The organism is Thalassospira mesophila, from assembly GCF_002115755.1.
Lineage (GTDB): Bacteria > Pseudomonadota > Alphaproteobacteria > Rhodospirillales > Thalassospiraceae > Thalassospira > Thalassospira mesophila.
The window spans coordinates 316,419-339,283 of sequence record NZ_JFKA01000002.1 but is presented as its reverse complement, the minus strand read 5'-3'; the positions used below and the strand labels follow the sequence as shown (position 1 = coordinate 339,283).

Sequence of the window (22,865 nt, the reverse complement as noted above, 5' to 3'; positions counted from 1 at the left end):
CACCAGCACCTGGTGCAGGGGTTTTTGCATCAAGCCATAAATCCACAAACAACAACGGGGCAGCACACATGCTGCCCCGATCCTTTTACGATGAAAACGCAATGATCAGCACATTGGCCTGATCAATGATTGCGCATTTTCTCGGCATAGTCCTTTAGCTGACGTCGCGCGGCCTGAAAGCTGTTTTTCAGCGCGATATAAACGTCCTCGTGCGCATGGTCGGCACTGTCACGCTTGACCATAATTTCCTTTCCCGGAACGTTAATGCCAAAATGAACAGAATATTGCGTGCGCGCATGAGATGAATGAGGCTTCTCAATAATCACATGACAGGATGTCATGCGGTCGAAGGTTTCTTCCAGTTTCTCCACCTTGAAGCGGATACGCTCATCAAGCGCATCGGACTGATCAACATCACGATAGGTGATTTGCACGGGAACCTTCATATATGGCCTCCTGTTTAAGCCTGGACGTTCACAAGACTTTGCGCCTTGCATTTTATCCGGGATGACGCCCATCCCGGGGCAGGACCGACACCAGATTTACGGTGTCGGGAAAAACCGTCTTACTATAGATGTAGGATACAGGGCTTGCGCTGCAAGATGTGTTGACGCATATCAAGCAGGCTGCGGTCGCGAGGGATATAATCATATCTTTCGTAAATTGATGGTAAGTCCATTGATCCAAAAGGAGAAAACAGAGGTCATGACGGAAGAAAAAATGCGGTTCGAGGCCGAGGTCAGCCGCCTTCTCGACATCGTTGTCCATTCGCTTTATTCCAACAAGGACATCTTCCTGCGCGAGCTCATTTCCAACGCATCCGATGCGTGTGACAAGCTGCGCTATGAAGCCATTTCCAACCCCGACATGATTGCCGGTGACAGCGAATTTAAAATTCGCCTGATGACGGATAATGTTCGAAATGTCCTAACCATCATTGATAACGGCATTGGCATGAACAAGGCCGATCTGGTGGAAAACCTGGGCACAATTGCCAATTCGGGCACGGCCAAATTTGTTGAAGCCATGACCCAGGCCAAGGATGCGAAAAAAAGTGTCGATCTTATTGGCCAGTTCGGCGTTGGCTTTTATTCCGCCTTCATGGTTGCCAACAAAGTTGAAGTTATCACCAAAAAAGCCGGTGACAGCCAGGCCTGGAAATGGACATCGGATGGCAAGGGTGAATACACCGTCGCCGAAACCGAAATGGACGGGCGCGGCACCCAGATCACGCTGCATCTGAATGACGACTCCAAAGATTTCACCGAAGAACATCGCCTGCGCCACATCGTTAAAACCTATTCCGACCATATCGGCATTCCGGTTGTGTTGATGAAGGGCGATGGCGACGATGAAACCTTAAACGAGGCATCGGCCCTTTGGACCCGGCCAAAATCGGAAATCACGCCCGAGCAATATACCGAGTTTTACAAACACAGCTCGCACGCCTTTGATGAACCGTGGAAGACCATCCACTATCAGGCCGAAGGGGCGATTGAATATACCGGGCTTCTTTACATCCCGACCATGCGCCCGTTCGATTTGTATGACCCGGCGCGCAAGGGCCATTTGAAACTGTATGTGCGCAAGGTTTTCATCACCGAAGGGGCCGATGAATTGCTGCCGCCGTGGCTGCGGTTTGTCTCGGGCGTGGTCGATAGCCAGGACCTGCCGCTTAATGTTTCGCGCGAAATGTTGCAAGACCACCCGCTTCTGACCAAAATTAAAAACGGCCTGACCAAAAAGCTGCTGTCCGAACTTGAAAGCAGTGCCAAAAAAGACATCGAAGGTTACAACACCTTCTGGGAAGCCTTTGGTTCGGTGGTCAAGGAAGGGCTGTATGAAGATTACACCAACCGCGACCGCATTTTAAAGCTGGCCCGTTTCAAATCCTCCACGGTCGATGGCTGGACCAGCCTGGAAGATTACGTTAGCCGGATGAAAGAAGGCCAAAAAGCCATCTATTACATCAGCGGCGAAGATGTCGACGCGCTGCGCCGCAGCCCGCAGCTTGAAGGGTTTGATGCCAAGGGCGTTGAAGTCCTGTTGCTGACCGACCCGGTGGATGAATTCTGGATGCCGTCTGTTGGCCAGTTTGACGAAAAGGATTTCAAATCCGTCACCCGGGGTGGTGCCGATTTGAATGACGTCAAAGCCGATGACAGCGACGCGGACAAAAAAGACGACGCCGACGACAAACCGGTCAGCGATGCCGAACTTGATACCCTGATTGCCGCAATTAAAATTGCGCTGGGGACCAATGTGAAAGACGTTCGCGAATCCGACCGGTTGACCAGTTCGGCCTGCTGCCTGATCGCCGATGAAAGCGATATGGATTTGCGGATGGAACGGTTGATGAAACAACATAACCGGGTTGACGATGTCAGCACGCGTATTCTTGAAATCAATCCCAAACACAGCCTGATCAAAAAGCTGTCCGATATGGCCAAAGCAGATGCCAAAGCCGCCATTCTGGGCGATGCGGCCCTGCTGTTGCTAGATCAGGCCCGCATCCTTGAAGGCGAAGCCCTGCCCGACCCGGTGGCCTTTGCCCGCCGCCTTGATCTGGTGATGGAAAAAGGTTTGGGGGCTTAACGCCACCTGCCAAATAAACCGAACCGACAAAAACGGTCCGTTAAAAAGCGGGCCGTTTTTTTGTGTGTAAATGCCGTTGGTCGGTCCAACAAAAAATAATAAGTTTGGCGCGTTTAAAAGGGTTGTTTACCTTCGCCCTGCATATAGGGGGAAATCCCCGTTTTTGGTGAAAGTCGGCATAGAATGATGAACTGGCAAAAATTGCTGTCCCCGGTCCGTTTGGGCACCCAACATTCATCGGTGGGGACGTTTGGCCGGTCCGATTTTCACAAGGATTATGACCGCATCATTTTTTCGGCTGCGTTTCGCCGCCTGCAACGCAAAACCCAGGTTCACCCCCTGCCCGAAAACGACAATATCCACACCCGGCTGACCCACAGCCTTGAGGTTTCCTGTGTCGCGCGGTCTATGGGGTTAATGGTGGGCCATCGTCTGGCCGAAAAACAGCATTTGCCCGACCATGTCGAAGCCGACCATTTGGCCGCCATCAGCCAGGCCGCGGCCCTGGCCCACGACATTGGCAACCCGCCCTTTGGCCATGCCGGGGAATATGCCATTCGCCAATGGTTCGCCGAGGCCGATGAAAAATTCCTCGCCCCGCTATCGGATGCCGAGCGCGCCGACTTGCTGACGTTTGAAGGCAACGCCCAGGGCTTTCGCCTGCTAACCAACAAGCGCACCGGCCTGCATGATGGCGGCATGCGCCTGACCTATGCCACCCTTGCCAGTTTTATCAAATATCCGTGGACGGCGATTAACAGCCCGTTCCCGGAAAAACTTAAATTTGGTGCCTTTCAGCGCGAAGTACCGATGCTGGCCCAGGTTGCCGAGGTAACCGGGTTGCTTGAACGGGGCGAACATTGTTACGCCCGCCATCCGCTGGTGTATCTGGTTGAGGCGGCAGACGACATTTGTTATGCCCTGATCGATATTGAAGACGGGATCGAGCTGGAACTGGTTGATTTTCAGGTCTTTGAAAACCTGATCATGCCCTGCATTCACGATGTACCCGCCGAATATCACCGCGAACAAAGTGTTACCCGGAAAATGAACTTCCTGCGTGGTCGCATCATGACCGGGTTGCTGGCCGCAACCAGCGATGCCTTTATCGCCAATGAAGAACGATTGCTGGCTGGCGAAATGACCGGCGAGCTTTTGAACCATGTCGATGGCCCCTATAACGACATGATCCTGCGGGCCAAGGAATTTTCCGAACAGCAGATTATTTTAAACCGCCGCAAGGTCCAGATCGAGGTTGGGGCTTTTGCCTGCATCGAGGTTTTGCTGGAAACCTTTTGTCGCACCGCTCTGGAAATTCATCAGGCACACAGCGAAACCGATTTATCCTATCGCGCGGCACGGGTGCGCGAGCTGATTGGCCGCGACGATTTGCCGATCAATGGCAGGTTATATGATCTTTATCTGTCGATCCTTGATTATATTTCCGGCATGACCGACGATTTCGCCGCCCGCCTGACCCGCGATATTGGCGGGTCGCAAGGACGCTAACGTCCGCCCTGCGCAAAAATTTGCGCGGACAGGCTCTGGTGCCGCAATGCCTGTTGAGGCTTGCGCTATAACGGGAAACCGGCGATGACAGGCACCTTGTGGTGGGTATTGGGCTGTTTTTTGCAGCGATATTATCGTCGTCTGGCATTTTTTGGCGCGGCGGGGCTGGCAACAATCATTTACGGGTTGGTGGGGCAAAGCCCGCGCCCGGAATTATCCCACCAATATTGGCCACCAATTTTTGCCGCGATAACATTTATCATTACCCGGCTTTTAATACGGCGGTTACTGGGGCAATTGGGGTCTTTGTTGTTGCGGCGTATCCGTTCATAGGCGCAGGCACGCGCACGGGTGGGAATGCTGTTAAAAACCACCATATCGACACATAAATACCCGGCACGCCAACGCGTACCGGGTAAAAATCAGCAAATCGACAGGCGGTTTGTTTTAAAATCTGCGTTCGCCAAACGCCGCTTCAATTTTTTTGTCGGTTTTATACTGGCTCAGGGCATAGACCGCCCAGATCGCGGCTGGAATCCACCCCAAAAGGGTAATTTGCAAAATCAGGCAAATAATCCCGGCAATCGGCCGACCGACGGTGAAAAACAACAGCCACGGTAACAACAATGCTATCAGCAAACGCATTTCATATTCCTTGTACAAACGCGGACCGGGTGCTGCCCAATCCGCACAGATTAACTACGAAACCGCAGGCGCAAAATTGTCATGGTGACGAACTCCCTCGCGGAACCAATTATCCATTCAATTCAGGCAAGTTTACGGCTTTTTACCATAAAAACATAACGTTGAGCACTAAACGGCCAGCCCGAACCATTCTATGATCCTGCCTCACCGTCCTTGCCCGACAATGGCTTTTGCCAATTGGTCAAGCTCGCCTGTCAAGCCAACCTTAATCCGACTTACCGCCCAGCAAACCTTTCATGGCACTGCCCAGCGCGTCGCTGCCTTTTTTAAGCGCCCCGTTGCCGCCATCGGCTCCTGTTGAGCCTGGCGCCGTTCCCAGCGCGCCTAATGGTGCGGCAAGGCTTTTGCCAAAATCGCCAACCCCTTGCATCAAACCATCCATATTCAGTTGGGATACCGAATTAATGACGGCGCTGTTCATTGCCGAAAGAACTTTTTCCGCGACCTGGGCCGGGGTTGCACCGTTTGTGTCGCGGCCAATATCAGTCAGATGCAGGCTTGGCAGCGAGGTCGACAATTTTTTACCGCCCAGAAAACTGGCCGAAATGGCAACCGAACCGTTCTCGATATACACATGGTCAATCACAACCCGGGTGCCGCCCTGCTCGTCATTGATGTCGTCGGCATCCCTGGTGGCGTTTTCGCCCGCCGGGCCAGAAACACGGCTGATGAAACTTTCAACATTGCGCTGGATCGTTGCGATGTTGGAGGTGTTATCGCCAACCTCGTAAATGATCGAGGGGGCCGTGATCGTTACTTTTTCAACATGTATCACGGGTTCGGTCAGCGATGATCCATCAATCACGACCGAAATATCGCCCAGGGCAAAGGCCTGTTCGCTGTAAAATCCGGCAGGGTTGCCGATCTTCAAGCCTTTGATCTCGGCGGTGTTTTGGGTGGTTTCTATTTTCACCGCATCCACCGTAACCTCGGCCTGCGTCACCCGCGTTCCGGCTTCTTCGATGGTCGATTTCACAATCGTATCAAGATTGGCATAAAGATAAACAAGGAACCCGACGACGATCAGAATAATGATCGTCAGGCCAATCAGGATTTTACGCATTTTATTGTTCCCACTTCCCGATATGTCGGACGAACCGGCATAACATCCCCTGCGGAAGCATCATGCCGAAGGCACGACCCATAGTCCTCGCCCCCAAACAGGGCAAGTTTTCCATAAAAAAAGCACAGGTGAAAGAAAAATCCGCCTGTTTCAAGCAGATACCACCTGTGCCTTCCTTTTTCACGCCCCGATCCGAGCCGGACCTAGCCGATATGATCAGATATTAAACTCGGCAATAACCGGTGCATGGTCCGATGGTTTAACCCAGTCGCGCGCCGTATCGTATACCGATGCTTTTGTCACCGTTCCAGCCAGTTCGGGTGTCATCCATACATGGTCGAGACGACGCCCCTTGTTCGACACCCGCCAATCGCGCGAGCGATAGCTCCACCAGCTAAACAGTTTTTCCGGCTCGGGGTAAATTTCGCGCACGGCATCGATGAAATCACCGCTTTGACGAAACCGTTCCAGCGCCTCGATCTCAACCGGCGTATGGCTGACAACTTTTAAAAGCTGCTTGTGCGACCACACATCGTTTTCTGACGGGGCAATGTTAAAATCGCCCACCAGCACCGCTTTGCGCGGTGCAATCTGGCGGCGTTCGGTCCACCACTGGGTCATTTCCTGCAGGAATGACAGTTTGTGGGCGAATTTTTCGTTGATGGTGACATCGGGTTCATCGCCACCAGCGGGAATATAGAAATTATGCACTTCAACGCCGTTTTCAAACGCCGCCATGCAATGGCGACGGTCTTCCTTGGCGCAAAAATGCTTAATCTCGGTGCTGGTGAACGGTATTTTGGCAATAATTGCCACACCGTTATAGGATTTCATCCCGTGGACATGACGGTGTTTATACCCCAGCGCATCAAACGCTTCGTGGGGGAAATGCTCGTCCGGGCATTTCAGTTCCTGCAAACACAGCACATCGGGCTGCTGGTCGCGCAAAAAATGCGCCACCTGTTCAATGCGCAAACGCACCGAATTGATATTCCAGCTTACGATTTTCAAAACCGGCTCCGTTACTGGGGTTATTCAGCTTATTTCAATGTCACCGACAGTGAACCGACATTTTCAATCACCACATCCATCCGGTCACCGCGCACAACGGCACCCACACCTTCGGGCGTTCCGGTATAAAGCAAATCGCCTGCCTTAAGCTCGATCAGGGTGGAAAGATGAACCAGCGCATCAATCGCCGGCCAGATCATTTTTGCCGTCGTATCGTTCTGGCGCACGGTATCGTTAACCGATAATTTCAAATTGGTATCGGCAGGGTTGCCACAGGCATCCTTGGGGCGAATGGCAGAAATGGCGGCACAATCATCAAATGATTTGCCCATATCCCAGGGCAAACGACGTTCTTTAAGGTCGCCCTGGACATCGCGCCGCGTCATATCAAGGCCGCAGGCATAGCCGAAAATTGCCGCTTCAATCGCCGCACGGTCCAGATCTTTGCCGCCTGCTGCCAGGGCAACAACCAGTTCGCCTTCGTAATGCAAATCGTTGGTGGCCGACGGATAAGCCAGATCGCCATCGCCAACTTTCAGGCAATTGGCCGGTTTCATGAAAATGCAGGGCGGCGTGCTGGCAGGGTCGGAGCCCATTTCACGCACATGATCGGCATAGTTTTTACCGATGCAAAAAATACGATTAACCGGGAAAACATCATCGCTGCCATCAACCGGAACGGTGACAGCCTCGGCAGGTGCAAACAAATAGGCCATTGGGGGAACTCCCTGAGAGACATTTATCCCTCAGTGATAGCGAAGCGCGCGGCAAAAAGAAATGGCGCAACGTGCAAATTCACCACACCCCTGTCAGGATATGTCAGAAGCAAGCCGGGTCCGCCGCCCGAAACAGGTTTTAATCCATGATCTGGCGGGCGCATCTTTGGGTACCGGCAAACAAAAACCCGCCGGTTTCCCGGCGGGTGGAATGCAAATGCAACTTCAAAACAAACGCCGTGCCTTACAACAGGCCCTCGATCACGCGATCAGGCGGGGTATGGCCATCGACAAAGGTTTTGATGTTAATCAGCACCTTTTCGCCCATATCCACCCGGCCCTCGATGGTGGCCGACCCCATATGGGGCAGCAAAACAGCGTTATCAAGCTCGATCAGTTTCGGGTTTACCGCTGGTTCGTGTTCAAACACATCCAGCCCGGCCCCGGCAATTTCGTGGTTGGATAACATCCGGGTCAGGGCGGCTTCGTCAACAATTTCGCCGCGCGCGGTGTTGACCAGAATGGCATGAGGTTGCAACAGCTTTAACCGCCGTGCCGACAACAAATGATAGGTCGCCGGAGTATGCGGGCAATTGACCGATACCACATCGACATGGGCCAGCATCTGGTCCAGGCTTTCCCAATAGGTGGCATCAAGTTCCTGTTCGATATCGGGGTGAACCCGGCGGCGGTTATGATAATGCACCGACAGGCCAAACCCCTTGGCCCGGCGCGCCAACGCCTGCCCGATGCGGCCCATACCCAAAATACCCAGCCGTTTGCCCCAAATCCGATGACCCAGCATCAGGGTTGGGCCCCAGCCGTTCCAGTCGCCCGACCGGATCAGGCGTTCGCCTTCACCCACCCGGCGCGAAACGGAAAGGATTAATCCCATCGTCATATCGGCGGTGTCTTCCGTCAGGACATCGGGGGTATTGGTAACGGTAATGCCGCGCTGGCGGGCTGTTTGCAGGTCCACATGGTCTATACCATTGCCAAAATTGGCAATCAGACGCAAATTTGGCCCCGCATGCGCCAGCACTGCCGCATCAATCCGGTCTGTGACAGTGGGAACAAGAACATCGGCTTGTTTCACTGCTTCAATCAGCGCCGATTTGTCCATTGGTGTATCATCAATGTTCAAACGGGCGTCGAACAGTTCCATCATCCGGGTTTCAATCGCTTCCGGCAGCTTGCGGGTCACGATGACGAGGGGCTTTTTCGTGGTCATCAGCCGATCCTATGCGGTCTTTTAACTCTTTTGCTGGCAAGATCGGTTTTCCGGCCTGCGCATCTTGCCGCAATGCAGTGATGCCACGGCCAAAGGTACGAAAGCAAGTATTTTGACGCCTTTTTTGTAATTTTATTTCTTTTGAATCCATTCTCGCCCCTAAAACAGGGCCAGCCACCACTAAAAAGGGAATCACCCCCATGCCTGCCAGGATGCGAAAGCTCCTCTTACTGATCGTGTTATGCGGATTTGTCCTGCCAAATTTTGCCACCGCACAAGAATCGGGCCTGCCGATCCCGCGTTTTGTTGCGTTGCGATCAGACAAGGTTCATCTGCGATCCGGGCCGGGGCTGCGATATCCAAAAGTGTGGATTTACAAACACAGTCATTTGCCCATGGAAGTCGTTTCGGAATTTGATACCTGGCGCAAGGTGCGCGACTGGGAAGGCAGCGAAGGCTGGGTGCATCAAAGCCTGCTGATTGGCACCCGCTATGTCATCGTCACCGGCGACGAAATCACCCTGTATAGCTCGTCCGATAAAAATGCCCGGCCAATTGCCCTGGTCAAGGCCGGGGTGGTGGGCAAGGTTGAAACCTGCCCCAAAGGGGTCGACTGGTGCCAGGTCCAGTTTCAGGATTACGACGGCTGGGTTCAGCGCCAGGGTATCTGGGGTGTGTACGACACGGAAACCATCGAATAGGTCGGTGAATTTTCGCGATACCTGACCCCGGAAATGCTAAATATCATACAAACAGGGCGACAGAAAAAACGCTGTCGCCCTGTTATGGTTTTGCGCCCCGTTAAAACGCCCTGCGTATCAAGACAGCACATTTACCGATCAGGGCTGTATTACCCCGGAAAAGACACCCCGGTCATTTTCTCGGTCAAGTCCCACAATTGCTCGGCCTGTGCCGGGTCCACCGCCCACGGCCAAACACCGGGGAAAAACACCCCAATGGTTTTCGCATCGGCACTTACAACCGGCGAAATATCGCAATCTTCGCAATAAACGCCGCCCATACCGTTTAATTGCGGGCTTGTGGCACACCAGACCGTGGTTGCGGCCCCTTGCTCCAGCGTTTTTTTACCGGTTTGCGGGTCAATAATCGCCGATCCATCCTCGGCGACAAAGCCGGTTGCCTTCAATGCCTCGTCAGACATATGACGGCTAAGGTTTGTTGCCAGTATACCGCCCGGATGCAACGAAAATGCCCGCACGTTATGGGGCTGGCCGCGTTTGTCCAATGCACGCGCAAACAGGGCATTGGCCGTTTTGGCCTGCCCATAGGATTTCCACGGGTCATATTCGCGATGATTAAAATTGGGGTCTTCAAAGTCCACCGGCGAATACCGGTGCCCGCGCGACGACACCGCAATCACCCGTGCCCCGTTTGCCTGACACAAGGCCGGCCACAACCGCATCGTCAATTGGAAATGCCCCAGATGGTTGGTGGAAAACTGCGCCTCGTTGCCGCGTTCGTCGCGCATAAGCGGACTTGCCATAACTGCCGCATTGTTAACCAGCACATGTAACGGGCGTTTGGATGCCAGAAACGCATCGGCAAAGGCATCAATCGATGCCGGGTCCATCAGGTCGAGATCCATAAGTTCAACATCGGGCAAATCGGCCAGTGCCTTTTCTGCCTTGGCCCGGTCGCGCGTCGGAACAATAACATGTGCCCCCGCGCCGACAAAAACCCGCACAGTTTCAAGGCCAAGCCCCGAATAGCCGCCGGTTACAATGGCGACCTTGCCGGTCAGGTCCTGCCCCTTGATCACATCGTCGGCGGTGGAGGACGCAGAAAAGCCCGAACCAATGGGTGCTTGCGCTGTTGTCATAATCTGTCTCCTGTTAAACGGTGACACTTGATATATCCCGGCATTTCTGAATGATGAATGCGCTAACGTCCCAATAAATTGCGTGATCGTACCAAATGACAACAGATCCCCTTTCCGATGCCCTGCACATTCTAAATGCACGCAGCACCGTTTCCGGCGCGATGAAGGCGGGGGGCAAATGGTGTTTGCAGTTTCCGGCCCCGCAAGGCGTAAAGGTAAACGCCGCCGTGCGCGGCGGATACTGGCTGCTTCCTGATGCGCGTGACGCACTACCCGATGTGTGGATCGAGGAAGGCGACGTTGTGCTGTTTAATGGCTGCCACGGCTTTGTCATGGCCAGTGAAAAGGGCCTGCCCGTTGAAAATGCCCACGCGGCCTATCGCGACAGCCACGACAACAGCCTGGTGCTAGGCGACGGGCAGGATTGTTTTATTTTGGGCCTGCATGTGCGACTGGACCCCGATGGTGTCGATTTTTTAACCGGGGTCCTGCCCAAAATGGTGCGCATTCGCGCCCGCGACCGCGAAGCCGCCATTTTGCAATGGTTGCTAGAACAAATGATCGATGAAAAAAACCTGAACCAGCCGGGAAAAACCGTTGCTTCCAACCAGTTGGCGCAATTGATGTTTGTTCAGGTTTTGCGCACATATATCGCCAATGCCGACGCCCACGAACGCGGCTGGTTACAGGCGATTGGCGACCCGCATATCGGCGCGTCCCTGCGCCATATTCACGCCAACCCCGCCCACGCATGGACCTTGGCCGAACTTGCCGAAAAAGTTGCAATGTCGCGAACAAATTTTGCCCTGCAATTTCGCACCAAGGTTGGCATGCCGCCTTTGACCTATTTACAGGGCTGGCGCATGCGGCTGGCCCGCCGCGCCCTGCGTGAACGCGATATTCCTGTATCCTCGCTGGCCCTTGAACTGGGTTATCTGTCGGAAAGTGCGTTTAGCAACGCGTTCAAACGCCATACCGGCCTGTCGCCCAGACAGTTCCGCCTTCAGGCCCGTCCCTCACAGGAAAGGCCACACTCCGATGCAGGGAACCCGCAACAAACTGTGGCCTGAACCAAAATCAGACGACCCAAAAAACCCGTAATCAGGCGGCGACAGGCAATGTCCGGCGCAAAACGGCAAACATTTCAAGATGCGGCGACCACAAAAACTGGTCCACCGGCACCACCTGTTGCAATTCATAGCCGCCATTGCGCAACAGGCGCATGTCGCGGGCAAAGGTGGCCGGGTTGCACGACACTGCAAAAATCCATTCCGGGCCAAAATCGGCCAGAATTTCGCACTGGGCCAGGGCCCCGGCACGCGGCGGGTCAAACACCACCACGTCGGCATCTTTTAGGGCGTCGGCATCCAGCGGCTGGCGAAACAGGTCGCGATGGATCACCTCAATCGGGGCGGATGCCTTGCCAACGGCATATTGCATCGCCCGCACGGCGTTAATGTCGCCTTCAACCGCCATCACCCGGCGGCGGTCGCCGGTTAAGGCCAGCGGGAAGGTAAAGCTGCCAATACCACAAAACAAATCAATCACCTGCCGGGCCGGAATACGCGACAGGGCGTTGGCAATCGCATTGGTCAGTGCGGTTTCGCCTTCGCGTGTTGCCTGCAAAAACCCGCCTGATGGCACCGATACCGGCACCCCGGCAAAACGGACCTGCGGGGTGCGGCGTTGCGCCACGGGTTCGGCCGGGTGATCGCCCACTTTCCACGCCAGCCGTGCCAGATCAACATGATCGGCCAGTTCAGCCAGCCCCTGACGCAAATCAAGGTTGGGTTCGTGGCTGGCTCCAATCATAACATCAAGGCCGGTGTCGCTGTAATTGGCGACCACATTGCGAATGATGGTGACCGTTTCGCGCGGCAGGCTTTCAAGAAAAGACTGAAACTGATTGCGAAACTCAACAATTGCCGGGATCAGTACGGCACATTCTGAAACATTGACGATGTGATGGCTGAACCGTTCGGTAAAGCCGACAAACACGCCTTCTTGCGTGCAAATAACCGAAAAATCCGCCCGACGCCGGCTGGACGGGGGGGATGTTTCAAGGGCGGCCACCATGTTTTCGGCTTCGCCCGCATCGGAAATTCCGGCGCGCATTACGGCCTGAACCGCACGATGGCGTTTCCATGTGCGATAATCCGCATCGGGAAGATGCTGTAACGAACAGCCCCCACACTGGTCATAATGCGGGCATTTGGCAGCGGCATGCGCCGTCACGCCCGCATTGATCGCCACAACTTCGGCGCCATAACCATCGCCCCGTTTCTGGCGCAGTTTTACCCGCACATCGTCGCCTGGCAAAACGCCGTCGACATAAACCAGAACCGATTTTCCGCCAATGGCTGTGGTTTCGGCCAAACCATCGCCCCGCGCACCGATATCGGCGATTTTAACATCGACCTCAACCCCGATCAGCGGATCACGCCGGGGCGCTGCTCCGGAACGGCGACCGGGACGGGAACGAGGATTGCGGGAACGGTTTTTCATAACAGGTCTCTTACACGGGATAAAATTTCAAATCCGCACTGGCCGTCGTCGCGCAATGGCGTTTTTATCTGTCACGACGGGGCCTGAGGATTGTGACGGCCCCTGTTATAGGGCCTTGAGGCATGAATGCCTAGCCTTTGCCTTTACCACGCAGGGCATGGCAGACACCCGCAGTTGGGCGCACAAGGCTGATCGCAACACAGATCCAATCACCAATCCCAACACAGATCCCAACACAGATCCCAACGGGGACAAGCACCGATTGATTGGCTTTTTATACCAACAATTTACAACGGCAACATTTCACGACACATTTCCCGATAAATCCGATAAGCTGATTGTCAAACGAACCGCGCGATACACCGGTTTCATAAACAAAACCGTACCCACGGGGCCGTCCGGCCCGTTTTACCGGTGATCGCGCACGGGGACGCATAACAAAACGGGGAACCTATGCAGGACAGCGCCGATTTGCCCGACGATGGTCGGGAAACACACAAAACGACATTAAAGCCCCGCGCAATATTTGTGGCCGCGCTGGTTTTTTGTCTGATTGGTGGCGCATCCTGGCTTGTTGCCCGACAAATGGAACAGGGCCGTGATCATATCCTTGGCGCGAATGCCCGTTTACTGGCAATGGGGCTGGGCGAACGGATTGATGAAACCATCAATGCCAATTTGCACGCGCTGGAAAATTTCGCCGATAGCTGGCAGGGCGATGCCCCGGTCGATGAACGGCAATATCTTGCCCATGCCTCACCATTGCAATCGCGGTTTCAGGCCTTGCAGGCCATTAACTGGATTTCGCCAAATTATATCATCAAATATGTCGCCCCGATAAAGGGCAATGTCCCGGCAATGGGGGCCGACCTTAAACGCCACCCCATTGCTGGCCCGGTGCTTGATATCGCCTTTGATCAACGCCAGACCCAAATCACACCGACACTTGAACTGTTGCAAGGCGGGCGCGGTTTTGCGGCCTATGTGCCTGTCATTAGTGCCAAGGGCGAAGTTATTGGCATGGTTAACGGGGTCTTTCGCATCCGCACCATGCTTAGCAGCGTTCTTGAAAGCGATTATCTGGCGGGCTACACCATTCGGGTCCGTGAAAATGACAGTGTCCTGTTTGAAATGCAGGGCGACAGCACCGACCCCAAACTGACCGAAACCACCCGGATCAACGTAGCAGGCCGCCAGTGGCAAATTGACGTAACCGCAGACCCGACGGTGGCTGGCTTTTCAATCATCACACCGGGAATGATCAGCAGTTTCGGGGCCATTCTGGCGGCCCTTATCGCCGCATTGCTGTTTTGGTATGCCAACCGGGATATCGGCCCGACCGGCAGAAACCTGCAACGGTTGCGCGGCCGCGAAAACATCAGCGACCTTGCCCTGACCATCAGCCGTGCCGATGGCCATTTGCGCCTGATGTCGCCCGAAACCGCCAGCTTTTTCGATCTGCGCGAAGAAGATTACGGCTTTATCCGCCTTTACAATATTGCCCCCGAATTCCAGTCCGACGGCACATCGTCGCACCGCGCCCAGGACAAACTGTTGACCGCGATTAACCAGGGCGACATCGAAGTTCGCCGCGAATGGGTTGTGCGCAGTTCCGAAGGCGTCCATGTGGTTTGCGATCTGTTAATGACCCCGTCGGAAACCCACCCCGATTGCGTTGATGTGATTTTGCATCACAATCCTGCCGCCAATGCCGCGGTGAACCGGCTGCGCTATCTTGCCACCCACGACCCGCTTACCGGCCTGCCCAACCGCGCCCTGTTTGATGACCGCCTTAATCAGGCCGTCGCCCATGCCAAACGCTATGAAAAGCTGTTATCGGTGCTGGTGGTTGATATCGACAATTTCCGCGCGGTCAATGACCGTTACGGCGCGGATGTGGGCGATGAAACATTGCGCTCCATCTCCGGGCGCCTGCGTGCCACCGTGCGCGAAAAAGACACCTGCGCACGGCTTTCAGGCGACATGTTTGCCATTATCGCCACCGACCTTTCCGAGGCCGAAGGGGCCGCCCTGGTCGCCGAACGCATAGTCGAGGCCATTTCGCACCCCATTCCTATTTCCGGCGAGGAAATCCGCCTCCATGTCAGTGTTGGCGTTGCCCTTTATCCCAATGATGCACGGGCACCGTCGCAATTGCTGGCCAATGCCGATGCGGCCATGTACCGGGCGCAAAAATCGGCAGAATCATCTTATTGTTTCTTTGTCGAAACCATGAATAACGTCATGCATGCGCGCCTGTCGCTGGAAACCCAGCTGCGTCGTGCCGTCGATGAAAAACGCTTTATTCTGGAATATCAACCGCGTTTCCGCCTGTCCGATCATGGCGTATCGGGGTTCGAGGCCCTGCTGCGCTGGGTCGATGATAGCGGCCAGCGTCATTTGCCGCCCGATTTTATCGCCGTTGCCGACCGGACCGGCCTTTTAGCCCCTCTGGGTCGCTGGATTATCAAAACCGCGTGTAGCCAGATCGATCAGTGGCGCACGGAGGGGTATGTTCCGGTCCCCATCGCCCTGAACCTTTCCGGTCGCCAGTTCATTCAGGCCGACATCATTAAAAACATTGTTGAAGAAACCGAACGTCAGGACATTCACCCCGCCCTGATCGAAATTGAAGTCGCCGAAGACATCGCCATGCGCGATCCCGAACGCTCGCTGACCCAGTTTTACCGGTTTTCAGAAGCAGGCATCAGCCTGACCCTTGATCAGTTTGGCGCGGCTAATTCGTCGCTGCGTTATCTTAAACGTTTCCCGATCCAGCGCATCAAGCTGTCGCGAAACCTGTTTAACATCGAACTTGACGAGCAACCGGAAAACAGCGTTCTGAACCCCGCGGTGCGCCTGTGCAAAAGCCTTAACCGCCGGGTTGTCGCTGTGGGGGTTGAAACCGAAGAACAGTTGGCCATGCTCGGCGCGGCCGATTGCGATGAACTACAGGGATTTATCTTTTCGCCGCCGGTAAAAAGCGAAGAAACACTTCAGTATCTTACCCGCCAGATCACCACCGACACTTCATCCCCATCCACGTAACGTGGTGCTGTCTGGTGTTTTGTATGATGTCCGCGAACAAACCGTCGCGGACATCCCGCGGTATTACATCAAAAATGCAGCGGCCAGCCCCAAAAAGGCAAAAAAGCCAACCACGTCGGTAATGGTTGTTAAAAACACCGATGATGATACCGCCGGGTCCACCCCGGCCCGCTCCAGCGCCAGCGGAATAATTGCCCCCGCGGCCCCGGCCATAATCAGGTTAATAACCATCGCCACCCCGATAACCGCCCCCAGGCGCATATTATCGAACCACAACCAGCTGACCAAACCGCTTAACACAGCAAAAGCCAGGCCATTAAGCGTGCAAACCGCCACTTCCTTGCGCACCACGCGCCAGGCGTTGGTGCTGCTAAGTTCACGCGTGGCAATGGCGCGCACGGCCACAGTCAGGGTCTGGGTGCCGGCATTGCCGCCCATGGAGGCGACAATCGGCATTAACACAGCCAGGGCCACCAGGCTTTCAATTGTATGCTGAAACAGGCCGATCACCATTGATGCGCCAATTGCAGTGCCCAGATTGACCAGCAACCAGGTAAAGCGCGACCGCGTGGTATCCAGAATGTCGCTGGAAAGGTCGTCTTCCTCGCCAACACCGGCCATGCGCATCATGTCTTCTTCGTATTCTTCATCAATAACGTCGACCACGTCATCGACGGTAATCACACCGACCAGCCGTCCGTTATCATCCACCACCGGGGCGGAAATCAGATCGCGCTGACGAAACAGATGGGCAACATTTTCCTGCTCCTCGGTGACCAGCACCGTGCGCATGTCTTCGGTTTCCATTACATCGCGCACCAGCACCGGGCGGTTGGTACGAATGGCGCGCGACAGGGGCACCATGCCGACCGGGCGATAGCGCGGGTCAACCACGATAATATCGTAAAAATCTTCGGGCAGGTTTTTGGCGGAGCGCAGAAAATCGATGGTTTGGCCAAGGCTCCAGTAATCGGGAATCGCCACCAGTTCGCGCTGCATGATGCGGCCAGCGGTATATTCCGGGTACGATAAGGCTTCTTGCACCCGGGCCCGTTCAATTTCCGAAAGCGCCCCCAGCAATTCGCGCTGCTCTGCTTCTTCCAGATCCTCGATGACTTCAACCACGTCATCTGAATCAAGCTCGGAAATGGCTTCGGCCACCGCTGCGGTGCCAAGCTGCGCAATCACTTCCTCGCGCAACTCGTCGTCAAGCTCGGTCAGAAGTTCAGGGTCAAAATCGGGGCGGATAACATCAACAAGCTGCTGGCGTTCCCAACTGCCCGCCCAGCCAAGCAAGTCGGCAATATCGGCAAAGTGCAGTTCGCCAACCAGTTCCGCCACACGGGTCGTGTCTTCCTCATGCAGGGCATCAAGGATTTCACGGGCATATTCCGGCGTCAGATCAACATAGTCGTCACTTGTCGATACAGATGATGTTGCACTATCCGGACGATCAATTTCATCGATGTCAGTCATCTGCCCCTCCCCCGTTATTTATATGCCGCGCCAGGTACCGGTCCCGGGGGCAAGTTACAAACCCCCAAGATAAAAGCCGTGCCGGACGCTATGGTCCGGCACGGCTGTTTTTGCGCCAACGTTTATGCCCGGTCAAGTACGACGATGTACCGTTCTGGTTAAACGCGATCAGTTGCGCGACTGTTCCCGGTCAATCGCGTCAACAACGGCAATAGCACTCATATTCACAAGGCCACGCACGGTGATTGACGGGCTAACCACATGTGCCGATTTTGCCGCACCGACCAGGATCGGACCCACCGGCAAACCATCGCCCAGCATTTTAACCATGTTGTACGAAATATTCGCCGCATCGAGGGTTGGCATCACCAGCAAATTGGCCGATCCCTTCAACATCGAATTGGGGAAAATGCGATTGCGGATGGTTTCGGAAATGGCTGCATCGGCATGCATTTCGCCTTCAATTTCCAGATCCGGTGCCTGAATACGAATAATTTTCAGGGCATCGCGCATCTTGCAGGCCGACGGATTATCGTGGCTGCCAAAATTGGAATGCGAAATAAGCGCGGCCTTTGGCGTAATACCAAACCGTTTCACCACATCGGCCGCCATAATCGCGGTTTCGGCCACATGTTCGGGTGTCGGATCAACCGAAACATAGGTATCGGTCAAAAAGAACGTGCCCTGTTTCATGATCATCATATTAACGGCCGAGAAATCCGAAACACCCTTGCGCAGGCCGACCAGATTTCGCACATAGCGCAGATGACGCAGGAAACCGCCCTGGCAACCACACACCATGGCATCAACCTCGCCCCGGCGCAGCATCAGGCAGGCAACCACGGTTGGCCGGGTCCGCACAATAGAACGGGCATATTCGGGGTTAATCCCGCGACGGCCCATAATATTATGAAAATCCTGCCAGTCCTGTTCGAAATGGCGGTTATCGTCGGGGTCGTGAATTTCAACCTGCACATCAGGGATCAGGCGCAGGCCAATTTCCTTGATGCGGTCCAGAATAACGTCACGACGGCCAATCAGCACCGGATGACAAACACCATCATCGACCAGCACCTGACAGGCCTGAAGCACACGGCGCGATTCGCCTTCCGGGTAAACCACACGTTTTTTATGGCTGCGTGCCATATCAAACACCGGCTTCATCACCAGACCAGAACGGAAGACAAAGCCTTCAAGCTGCTGGCGATAGGCGTCAAAATCCTCGATCGGGCGCTTGGCAACACCGCTATCCATGGCGGCCTTGGCAACACGGGGCGGAATTTCCAGCATCAAACGCGGATCAAACGGCTTGGGAATCAAATATTCCGGGCCAAATTTCAGTTCTTCGCCGCCATATGCGGTGGCAACAATGTCTGAAACTTCAGCCGTTGCCAGATCGGCAATGGCTTCAACCGCAGCAATCTTCATTGCCTCGTTAATTTCGGTGGCACCAACATCAAGCGCGCCACGAAACAGAAACGGGAAACACAGAACGTTATTAACCTGGTTGGGGTAATCCGTCCGCCCGGTTGCCATAACCGCATCGGGGCGAATTTCCTTGACCAGTTCAGGCGATACTTCCGGCGTCGGGTTGGCCAGCGCCATAATGATCGGGCGTTCACCCATTTTGCGCAGTTCTTTTTCGCCCATAATATTGGGGGCGGAAAGACCGAGGAAAATATCAGCCCCTTCGATCACGTCATCGAGGGTGCGCGCATTGGTTTCAATGGCATATTCCGCTTTCCACGGGTCCATTTCTTCTTCGCGGCCTTTGTAAACCACGCCGAAACGGTCGGTAACGGTAATGTTTTCGCGCGGCATCCCCATCGAGACCAGCAGGTTCAAACAGGCAAGGGCGGCCGCCCCGGCACCCGATGCCACAAGGCGCACCTTGTCGATATCCTTGCCAACAACACGCAAACCGTTGCGTACAGCAGCCGCAACACAAATTGCCGTGCCGTGCTGGTCATCGTGAAAAATCGGAATATTGCAGCGTTCACGCAATGCTTTCTCAATGATGAAGCATTCCGGCGCTTTGATATCTTCAAGATTGACGCCGCCAAAGGTGGGCTCCAGCGCGGCAACAATGTCGATAAATTTTTGCGGGTCGAGTTCGTTCACTTCCAAATCGAAAACATCGATATTGGCGAACTTCTTGAACAGGACGGCCTTGCCTTCCATCACCGGCTTGGAAGCCAGCGGGCCAATCGGCCCCAGCCCCAGCACCGCCGTGCCATTGGTGATTACGGCCACCAGATTGGCGCGCGCCGTGTAATGAACCGCGGTTTCCGGGTCCTTGACGATTTCTTCGCAAGCGAAGGCAACGCCGGGCGAATAGGCCAGGGCCAGATCGCGCTGGTTGGCAAGCGTGGTGGTTGCCGCGACGGCCAGTTTACCGGGGGTGGGGTACCGGTGATAGTCCAGTGCCGCTTCGCGCAGCTTGTCGTTTCTGTCTGTCATGATAATACCTTTAACTTCAGGTATTTAGGTGAAATTAACCTAAAGTCGATTAAGTCCTGAAAAATTGTGCCGTGTGGGACCGGCCACCGTAGTGGAATTATCACATCGTGAGAAGCGTTCTATTAATTCGTTCATGAATATTTCGCTGCCCCCCTGATGAAAAATCATCCCCGTTTCAAAAATCATATCATGGATGGCGGGCGATTCGAAAAATTTAACACTCTGGAACGGGTCATGATTTCACTTTATCCCCCGACGCCATCGCAATAATCGCGGCGGACAGGCATGTAACTGTCCCTGCAGGTCAAAAAAGGGAAACCAACGCCCGTTGCCTTGCTGTTTAGTCCCGGCATCGGGAGGGGAAGGGGAAAAGCACCAGCGGAGGAAAGGGCGACCCACCGTAAAACAGGCCCAGAATCAGAAAGGCCCTTCCTTGCAAAACAAGGAAAGGCCTTTTTGGTGCGGTCGAGAAGACTCGAACTTCCACGGGGGTTAGCCCACAGCGACCTCAACGCTGCGCGTCTACCAATTCCGCCACGACCGCATAGATATTCGTAACAAGCCCTGTGAGGTAACTTTGCGGACTTGCCTTGGCGCGGAAAGGGAGATAGCAAAAAGCCTCACCCCAATCAAGGGGAGTTTTCATTTATTTGACAGGAAAAATGAAAAGTATCGATTTTAAGCCCGAAAAACCGGAATGGCGGGTCGCCCCGGCACCGGTTTCCTATCCCGAGGCCCTTGCAGAAATGGAATCGCGCGCCGACGCCATTTATCGCGACACGGCAGGCGAACTTGTCTGGCTGGTTGAACACCCCCCCCTTTACACAGCGGGTACCAGTTCCAAAATAGAAGACCTGGTCGACCCTGAACGCTTCCCTGTCTATGACGCGGGGCGGGGTGGCCAGTATACCTATCACGGCCCGGGGCAGCGCACTGCTTACCTGATGCTCGACCTGCGCAAGCGGGGCCGCGATGTTCGTGCCTATGTTCACGCACTCGAAGAATGGATTATTCGCACTCTGGCCCTGGCCGGGGTCACCGGTGAACGCCGGGATGGCCGGGTGGGCATCTGGGTAGATCGCGGCAATGGTCGCGAAGATAAAATTGCCGCAATTGGCGTGCGCGTGCGCCGGTGGGTTACTTTCCACGGAATTGCGATTAATTTAAACCCGGATTTGACACATTTTGGCGGCATCGTGCCCTGCGGCATCGCAGAACACGGGGTAACCAGCCTGAAAGATCTGGGAGTCGATATCACAATGTCGCAACTTGATGATTTACTGGCACAAACATTTGACGATGTATTTCCAGCACCGGTCAGCCAGAATAGCAACGAGGCTTAGCCAAAAAACGGCCCAACCAAAACGGAACGGCACAACAAGGTTGCACCGATGGATGAAATGACCAACCGCGATAACGATGCTTCCGGACAGCGTGAAACAGACATGCCCGAAAGCATCGCGGTCGGTAATTTTATCGACGCCGAACGGGACATTCTGGCCGAGCTGGAAACCGCCCTTTGCGAACATATCGCCCTGGTTCTGGAATGGAACCGGCGTTTGCTGGTCCGTGATGGCGACACGCCATCCCCGGCAGATATCCCCGCCCCGCCCGCAGACCGACCCCATGCCTATACCCATGCCCACAATCACGCTCACGCCCATGCGGACGACCATGACTGCAATTTTGGCGCATGGTATGCCTTAAACCAGCATAACCGCCTGATCGACCAGCCCGCGATCAAATCGCTGGCGGCCACCCATGAACAGCTTCATGCTGCCGCCCGTCGCTTGCTGGAGCATTTTGACCATGACGGCGAAATTGATGCGGCCGAATATGATGCCATGGCATTACGCGCCGAGTCCTTTTTTGCCCAGATCCGACGCATTGAACGGGCCTTTCGCACCGCGCGGTCCGATGTCGACCCGCTAACCGGTGCCTATAACCGGCAAACCATGCTGTCCGACCTTGAAATCGAACGCGAGCGGGCCATCCGCAGCCGCTCGACCGCGGCGATTGCCCTGGTTGACCTTGATCTTTTCAAGGCAGTGAACGACACCCACGGCCACCAGAACGGCGACCTTGTCTTGCAAAGCGTCGCCAGCATCCTGCAATCGCATGTCAGGCCCTTTGACAAAGTTTATCGCTATGGCGGCGAAGAATTTCTGATTTGCCTGCCAAATGCCGACATGCGCCAGACCGCGCGCGTGCTTGAACGCCTGCGCCGCGTGATCGAGGCATCGCCGGTCAAACTGGGCAACGGCACCTTGCTTAAAATCACCACATCCATTGGTGCGGCCCCAATCACCGCCGACAGGCAAATCGGCCAGATCATTGAAAAGGCCGACCGCGCCCTTTATGCCGCCAAAAACAATGGCCGAAATTGCGTACGCGTCTGGCGCCAACCAACCGAGGCTCCCCCTGCCAGCGTCGCGACCACCCCAAAAAACGAAATACCGCCGCTATAAAACCGGTGGCCCACCCGCCAAACAATGCGGGCACCACCGCCAACATATTATTCCCGCCTGTTGTGGCGTTGGTAACGGCATGGGGCCGCCGTCCGTGACAATGCCAATGCCAACACCCGATGATGCTCCGCTGTGTCCGAACGTTGTTTTTCAGCCGCAGGGTTAAATCGCGGATCTGTAAACAGCGCCAGAGGCGATATGGAACACAACCGGCAGATACGGCGTTTTATTGTCAGAA

At 54.8% G+C, this 22,865-nt stretch carries 19 protein-coding genes and 1 tRNA gene; 8 read left to right on the top strand and 12 right to left on the bottom strand.

The features are described 5' to 3' along the window. Positions 1 to 122: 122 nt before the first annotated feature. The gene (locus TMES_RS05965; protein ID WP_085580462.1) at positions 123 to 446 is read right to left on the bottom strand and encodes an HPF/RaiA family ribosome-associated protein; all 324 of its coding nucleotides are present in this window, start codon (positions 444 to 446) and stop codon (positions 123 to 125) included. A gap of 259 nt (positions 447 to 705) precedes the next feature. Between TMES_RS05965 and htpG the strand changes: the two genes are divergently transcribed. From htpG to TMES_RS05950, 3 genes are all read left to right on the top strand, one after another. After that, the gene (gene htpG, locus TMES_RS05960; RefSeq protein WP_085580460.1) at positions 706 to 2,595 is read left to right on the top strand and encodes a molecular chaperone HtpG; all 1,890 of its coding nucleotides are present in this window, start codon (positions 706 to 708) and stop codon (positions 2,593 to 2,595) included. 183 nt (positions 2,596 to 2,778) lie between these two features. Then, positions 2,779 to 4,104 carry a deoxyguanosinetriphosphate triphosphohydrolase gene (locus TMES_RS05955; RefSeq protein WP_085580458.1) on the top strand — a complete coding sequence of 442 codons (1,326 nt, stop codon included), beginning with the start codon at positions 2,779 to 2,781 and terminating at the stop codon, positions 4,102 to 4,104. A gap of 84 nt (positions 4,105 to 4,188) precedes the next feature. Next, positions 4,189 to 4,437 carry a hypothetical protein gene (locus tag TMES_RS05950; RefSeq protein WP_085580456.1) on the top strand — a complete coding sequence of 83 codons (249 nt, stop codon included), beginning with the start codon at positions 4,189 to 4,191 and terminating at the stop codon, positions 4,435 to 4,437. A 114-nt stretch (positions 4,438 to 4,551) separates the two neighbouring features. On the opposite strand, the gene TMES_RS05945 is transcribed toward TMES_RS05950, so the two are convergent. From TMES_RS05945 to TMES_RS23285, 6 genes are all read right to left on the bottom strand, one after another. Continuing rightward, a complete protein-coding gene (locus TMES_RS05945) occupies positions 4,552 to 4,749 on the bottom strand; it encodes a YqaE/Pmp3 family membrane protein (RefSeq protein WP_085580454.1) in 198 nt (65 codons plus the stop codon). 265 nt (positions 4,750 to 5,014) lie between these two features. Continuing rightward, entirely contained in the window at positions 5,015 to 5,872 is an 858-nt protein-coding gene (locus TMES_RS05940) for a hypothetical protein (RefSeq protein WP_085580452.1), read from the bottom strand. A gap of 216 nt (positions 5,873 to 6,088) precedes the next feature. Beyond that, entirely contained in the window at positions 6,089 to 6,883 is a 795-nt protein-coding gene (xth, locus tag TMES_RS05930; protein ID WP_085580449.1) for an exodeoxyribonuclease III, read from the bottom strand. Between the two features lie 29 nt (positions 6,884 to 6,912). Beyond that, complete coding sequence (locus TMES_RS05925; RefSeq protein WP_085580447.1) at positions 6,913 to 7,599, bottom strand: fumarylacetoacetate hydrolase family protein; 687 nt, start codon at positions 7,597 to 7,599, stop codon at positions 6,913 to 6,915. A 244-nt stretch (positions 7,600 to 7,843) separates the two neighbouring features. Next, on the bottom strand, positions 7,844 to 8,830 hold the full coding sequence (locus TMES_RS05920) for a 2-hydroxyacid dehydrogenase (RefSeq protein WP_085580445.1): 987 nt from the start codon (positions 8,828 to 8,830) through the stop codon (positions 7,844 to 7,846). Beyond that, the gene (locus tag TMES_RS23285) at positions 8,775 to 9,155 is read right to left on the bottom strand and encodes a hypothetical protein (RefSeq protein ID WP_245835254.1); all 381 of its coding nucleotides are present in this window, start codon (positions 9,153 to 9,155) and stop codon (positions 8,775 to 8,777) included. The genes TMES_RS05920 and TMES_RS23285 overlap by 56 nt, the downstream gene beginning before the upstream one ends. Here TMES_RS23285 and TMES_RS05915 point away from each other — a divergent pair. Beyond that, on the top strand, positions 9,043 to 9,531 hold the full coding sequence (locus TMES_RS05915; protein WP_245835231.1) for an SH3 domain-containing protein: 489 nt from the start codon (positions 9,043 to 9,045) through the stop codon (positions 9,529 to 9,531). The genes TMES_RS23285 and TMES_RS05915 overlap by 113 nt on opposite strands. Positions 9,532 to 9,680: 149 nt before the next feature. On the opposite strand, the gene TMES_RS05910 is transcribed toward TMES_RS05915, so the two are convergent. After that, positions 9,681 to 10,670, bottom strand: a complete 990-nt coding sequence (locus TMES_RS05910) for an oxidoreductase (RefSeq protein WP_085580441.1) — start codon at positions 10,668 to 10,670, stop codon at positions 9,681 to 9,683. A gap of 95 nt (positions 10,671 to 10,765) precedes the next feature. Here TMES_RS05910 and TMES_RS05905 point away from each other — a divergent pair, with 95 nt between their 5' ends. Then, a complete protein-coding gene (locus tag TMES_RS05905) occupies positions 10,766 to 11,740 on the top strand; it encodes an AraC family transcriptional regulator (RefSeq protein ID WP_085580439.1) in 975 nt (324 codons plus the stop codon). A 31-nt stretch (positions 11,741 to 11,771) separates the two neighbouring features. Here the strand turns inward: TMES_RS05905 and TMES_RS05900 are convergent, their stop codons facing one another. Beyond that, positions 11,772 to 13,175, bottom strand: coding sequence for a class I SAM-dependent RNA methyltransferase (locus tag TMES_RS05900; RefSeq protein WP_085580437.1), 1,404 nt, complete (start codon positions 13,173 to 13,175; stop codon positions 11,772 to 11,774). A gap of 453 nt (positions 13,176 to 13,628) precedes the next feature. On the opposite strand from TMES_RS05900, the gene TMES_RS05890 reads away from it, so the two are divergent. Continuing rightward, a complete protein-coding gene (locus tag TMES_RS05890; protein ID WP_085580433.1) occupies positions 13,629 to 16,223 on the top strand; it encodes a bifunctional diguanylate cyclase/phosphodiesterase in 2,595 nt (864 codons plus the stop codon). A gap of 63 nt (positions 16,224 to 16,286) precedes the next feature. On the opposite strand, the gene mgtE is transcribed toward TMES_RS05890, so the two are convergent. The 3 genes from mgtE to TMES_RS05875 form a co-directional block, all read right to left on the bottom strand. Continuing rightward, positions 16,287 to 17,699, bottom strand: coding sequence for a magnesium transporter (mgtE, locus tag TMES_RS05885; RefSeq protein ID WP_085580431.1), 1,413 nt, complete (start codon positions 17,697 to 17,699; stop codon positions 16,287 to 16,289). 168 nt (positions 17,700 to 17,867) lie between these two features. Next, a complete protein-coding gene (locus tag TMES_RS05880; protein ID WP_085580429.1) occupies positions 17,868 to 20,159 on the bottom strand; it encodes an NADP-dependent malic enzyme in 2,292 nt (763 codons plus the stop codon). A 457-nt stretch (positions 20,160 to 20,616) separates the two neighbouring features. Then, a tRNA-Leu gene (locus TMES_RS05875) sits at positions 20,617 to 20,703 on the bottom strand. 118 nt (positions 20,704 to 20,821) lie between these two features. Here TMES_RS05875 and lipB point away from each other — a divergent pair. Together lipB and TMES_RS05865 are read left to right on the top strand one after the other, a co-directional pair. Beyond that, a complete protein-coding gene (gene lipB, locus TMES_RS05870) occupies positions 20,822 to 21,502 on the top strand; it encodes a lipoyl(octanoyl) transferase LipB (protein ID WP_085580427.1) in 681 nt (226 codons plus the stop codon). A gap of 48 nt (positions 21,503 to 21,550) precedes the next feature. Next, complete coding sequence (locus tag TMES_RS05865) at positions 21,551 to 22,627, top strand: diguanylate cyclase (protein ID WP_245835230.1); 1,077 nt, start codon at positions 21,551 to 21,553, stop codon at positions 22,625 to 22,627. Positions 22,628 to 22,865: the final 238 nt, after the last annotated feature.

Bases quoted from the DNA above. Each gene is read 5' to 3' on its own strand.
- TMES_RS05965 (WP_085580462.1), bottom strand. From the start codon at position 446: ATGAAGGTTCCCGTGCAAATCACCTATCGTGATGTTGATCAGTCCGAT.
- htpG (WP_085580460.1), top strand. From the start codon at position 706: ATGACGGAAGAAAAAATGCGGTTCGAGGCCGAGGTCAGCCGCCTTCTC.
- TMES_RS05955 (WP_085580458.1), top strand. From the start codon at position 2,779: ATGATGAACTGGCAAAAATTGCTGTCCCCGGTCCGTTTGGGCACCCAA.
- TMES_RS05950 (WP_085580456.1), top strand. From the start codon at position 4,189: ATGACAGGCACCTTGTGGTGGGTATTGGGCTGTTTTTTGCAGCGATAT.
- TMES_RS05945 (WP_085580454.1), bottom strand. From the start codon at position 4,749: ATGCGTTTGCTGATAGCATTGTTGTTACCGTGGCTGTTGTTTTTCACC.
- TMES_RS05940 (WP_085580452.1), bottom strand. From the start codon at position 5,872: ATGCGTAAAATCCTGATTGGCCTGACGATCATTATTCTGATCGTCGTC.
- TMES_RS05925 (WP_085580447.1), bottom strand. From the start codon at position 7,599: ATGGCCTATTTGTTTGCACCTGCCGAGGCTGTCACCGTTCCGGTTGAT.
- TMES_RS05920 (WP_085580445.1), bottom strand. From the start codon at position 8,830: ATGACCACGAAAAAGCCCCTCGTCATCGTGACCCGCAAGCTGCCGGAA.
- TMES_RS05915 (WP_245835231.1), top strand. From the start codon at position 9,043: ATGCGAAAGCTCCTCTTACTGATCGTGTTATGCGGATTTGTCCTGCCA.
- TMES_RS05910 (WP_085580441.1), bottom strand. From the start codon at position 10,670: ATGACAACAGCGCAAGCACCCATTGGTTCGGGCTTTTCTGCGTCCTCC.
- TMES_RS05905 (WP_085580439.1), top strand. From the start codon at position 10,766: ATGACAACAGATCCCCTTTCCGATGCCCTGCACATTCTAAATGCACGC.
- TMES_RS05900 (WP_085580437.1), bottom strand. From the start codon at position 13,175: ATGAAAAACCGTTCCCGCAATCCTCGTTCCCGTCCCGGTCGCCGTTCC.
- TMES_RS05890 (WP_085580433.1), top strand. From the start codon at position 13,629: ATGCAGGACAGCGCCGATTTGCCCGACGATGGTCGGGAAACACACAAA.
- mgtE (WP_085580431.1), bottom strand. From the start codon at position 17,699: ATGACTGACATCGATGAAATTGATCGTCCGGATAGTGCAACATCATCT.
- TMES_RS05880 (WP_085580429.1), bottom strand. From the start codon at position 20,159: ATGACAGACAGAAACGACAAGCTGCGCGAAGCGGCACTGGACTATCAC.
- lipB (WP_085580427.1), top strand. From the start codon at position 20,822: ATGAAAAGTATCGATTTTAAGCCCGAAAAACCGGAATGGCGGGTCGCC.
- TMES_RS05865 (WP_245835230.1), top strand. From the start codon at position 21,551: ATGGATGAAATGACCAACCGCGATAACGATGCTTCCGGACAGCGTGAA.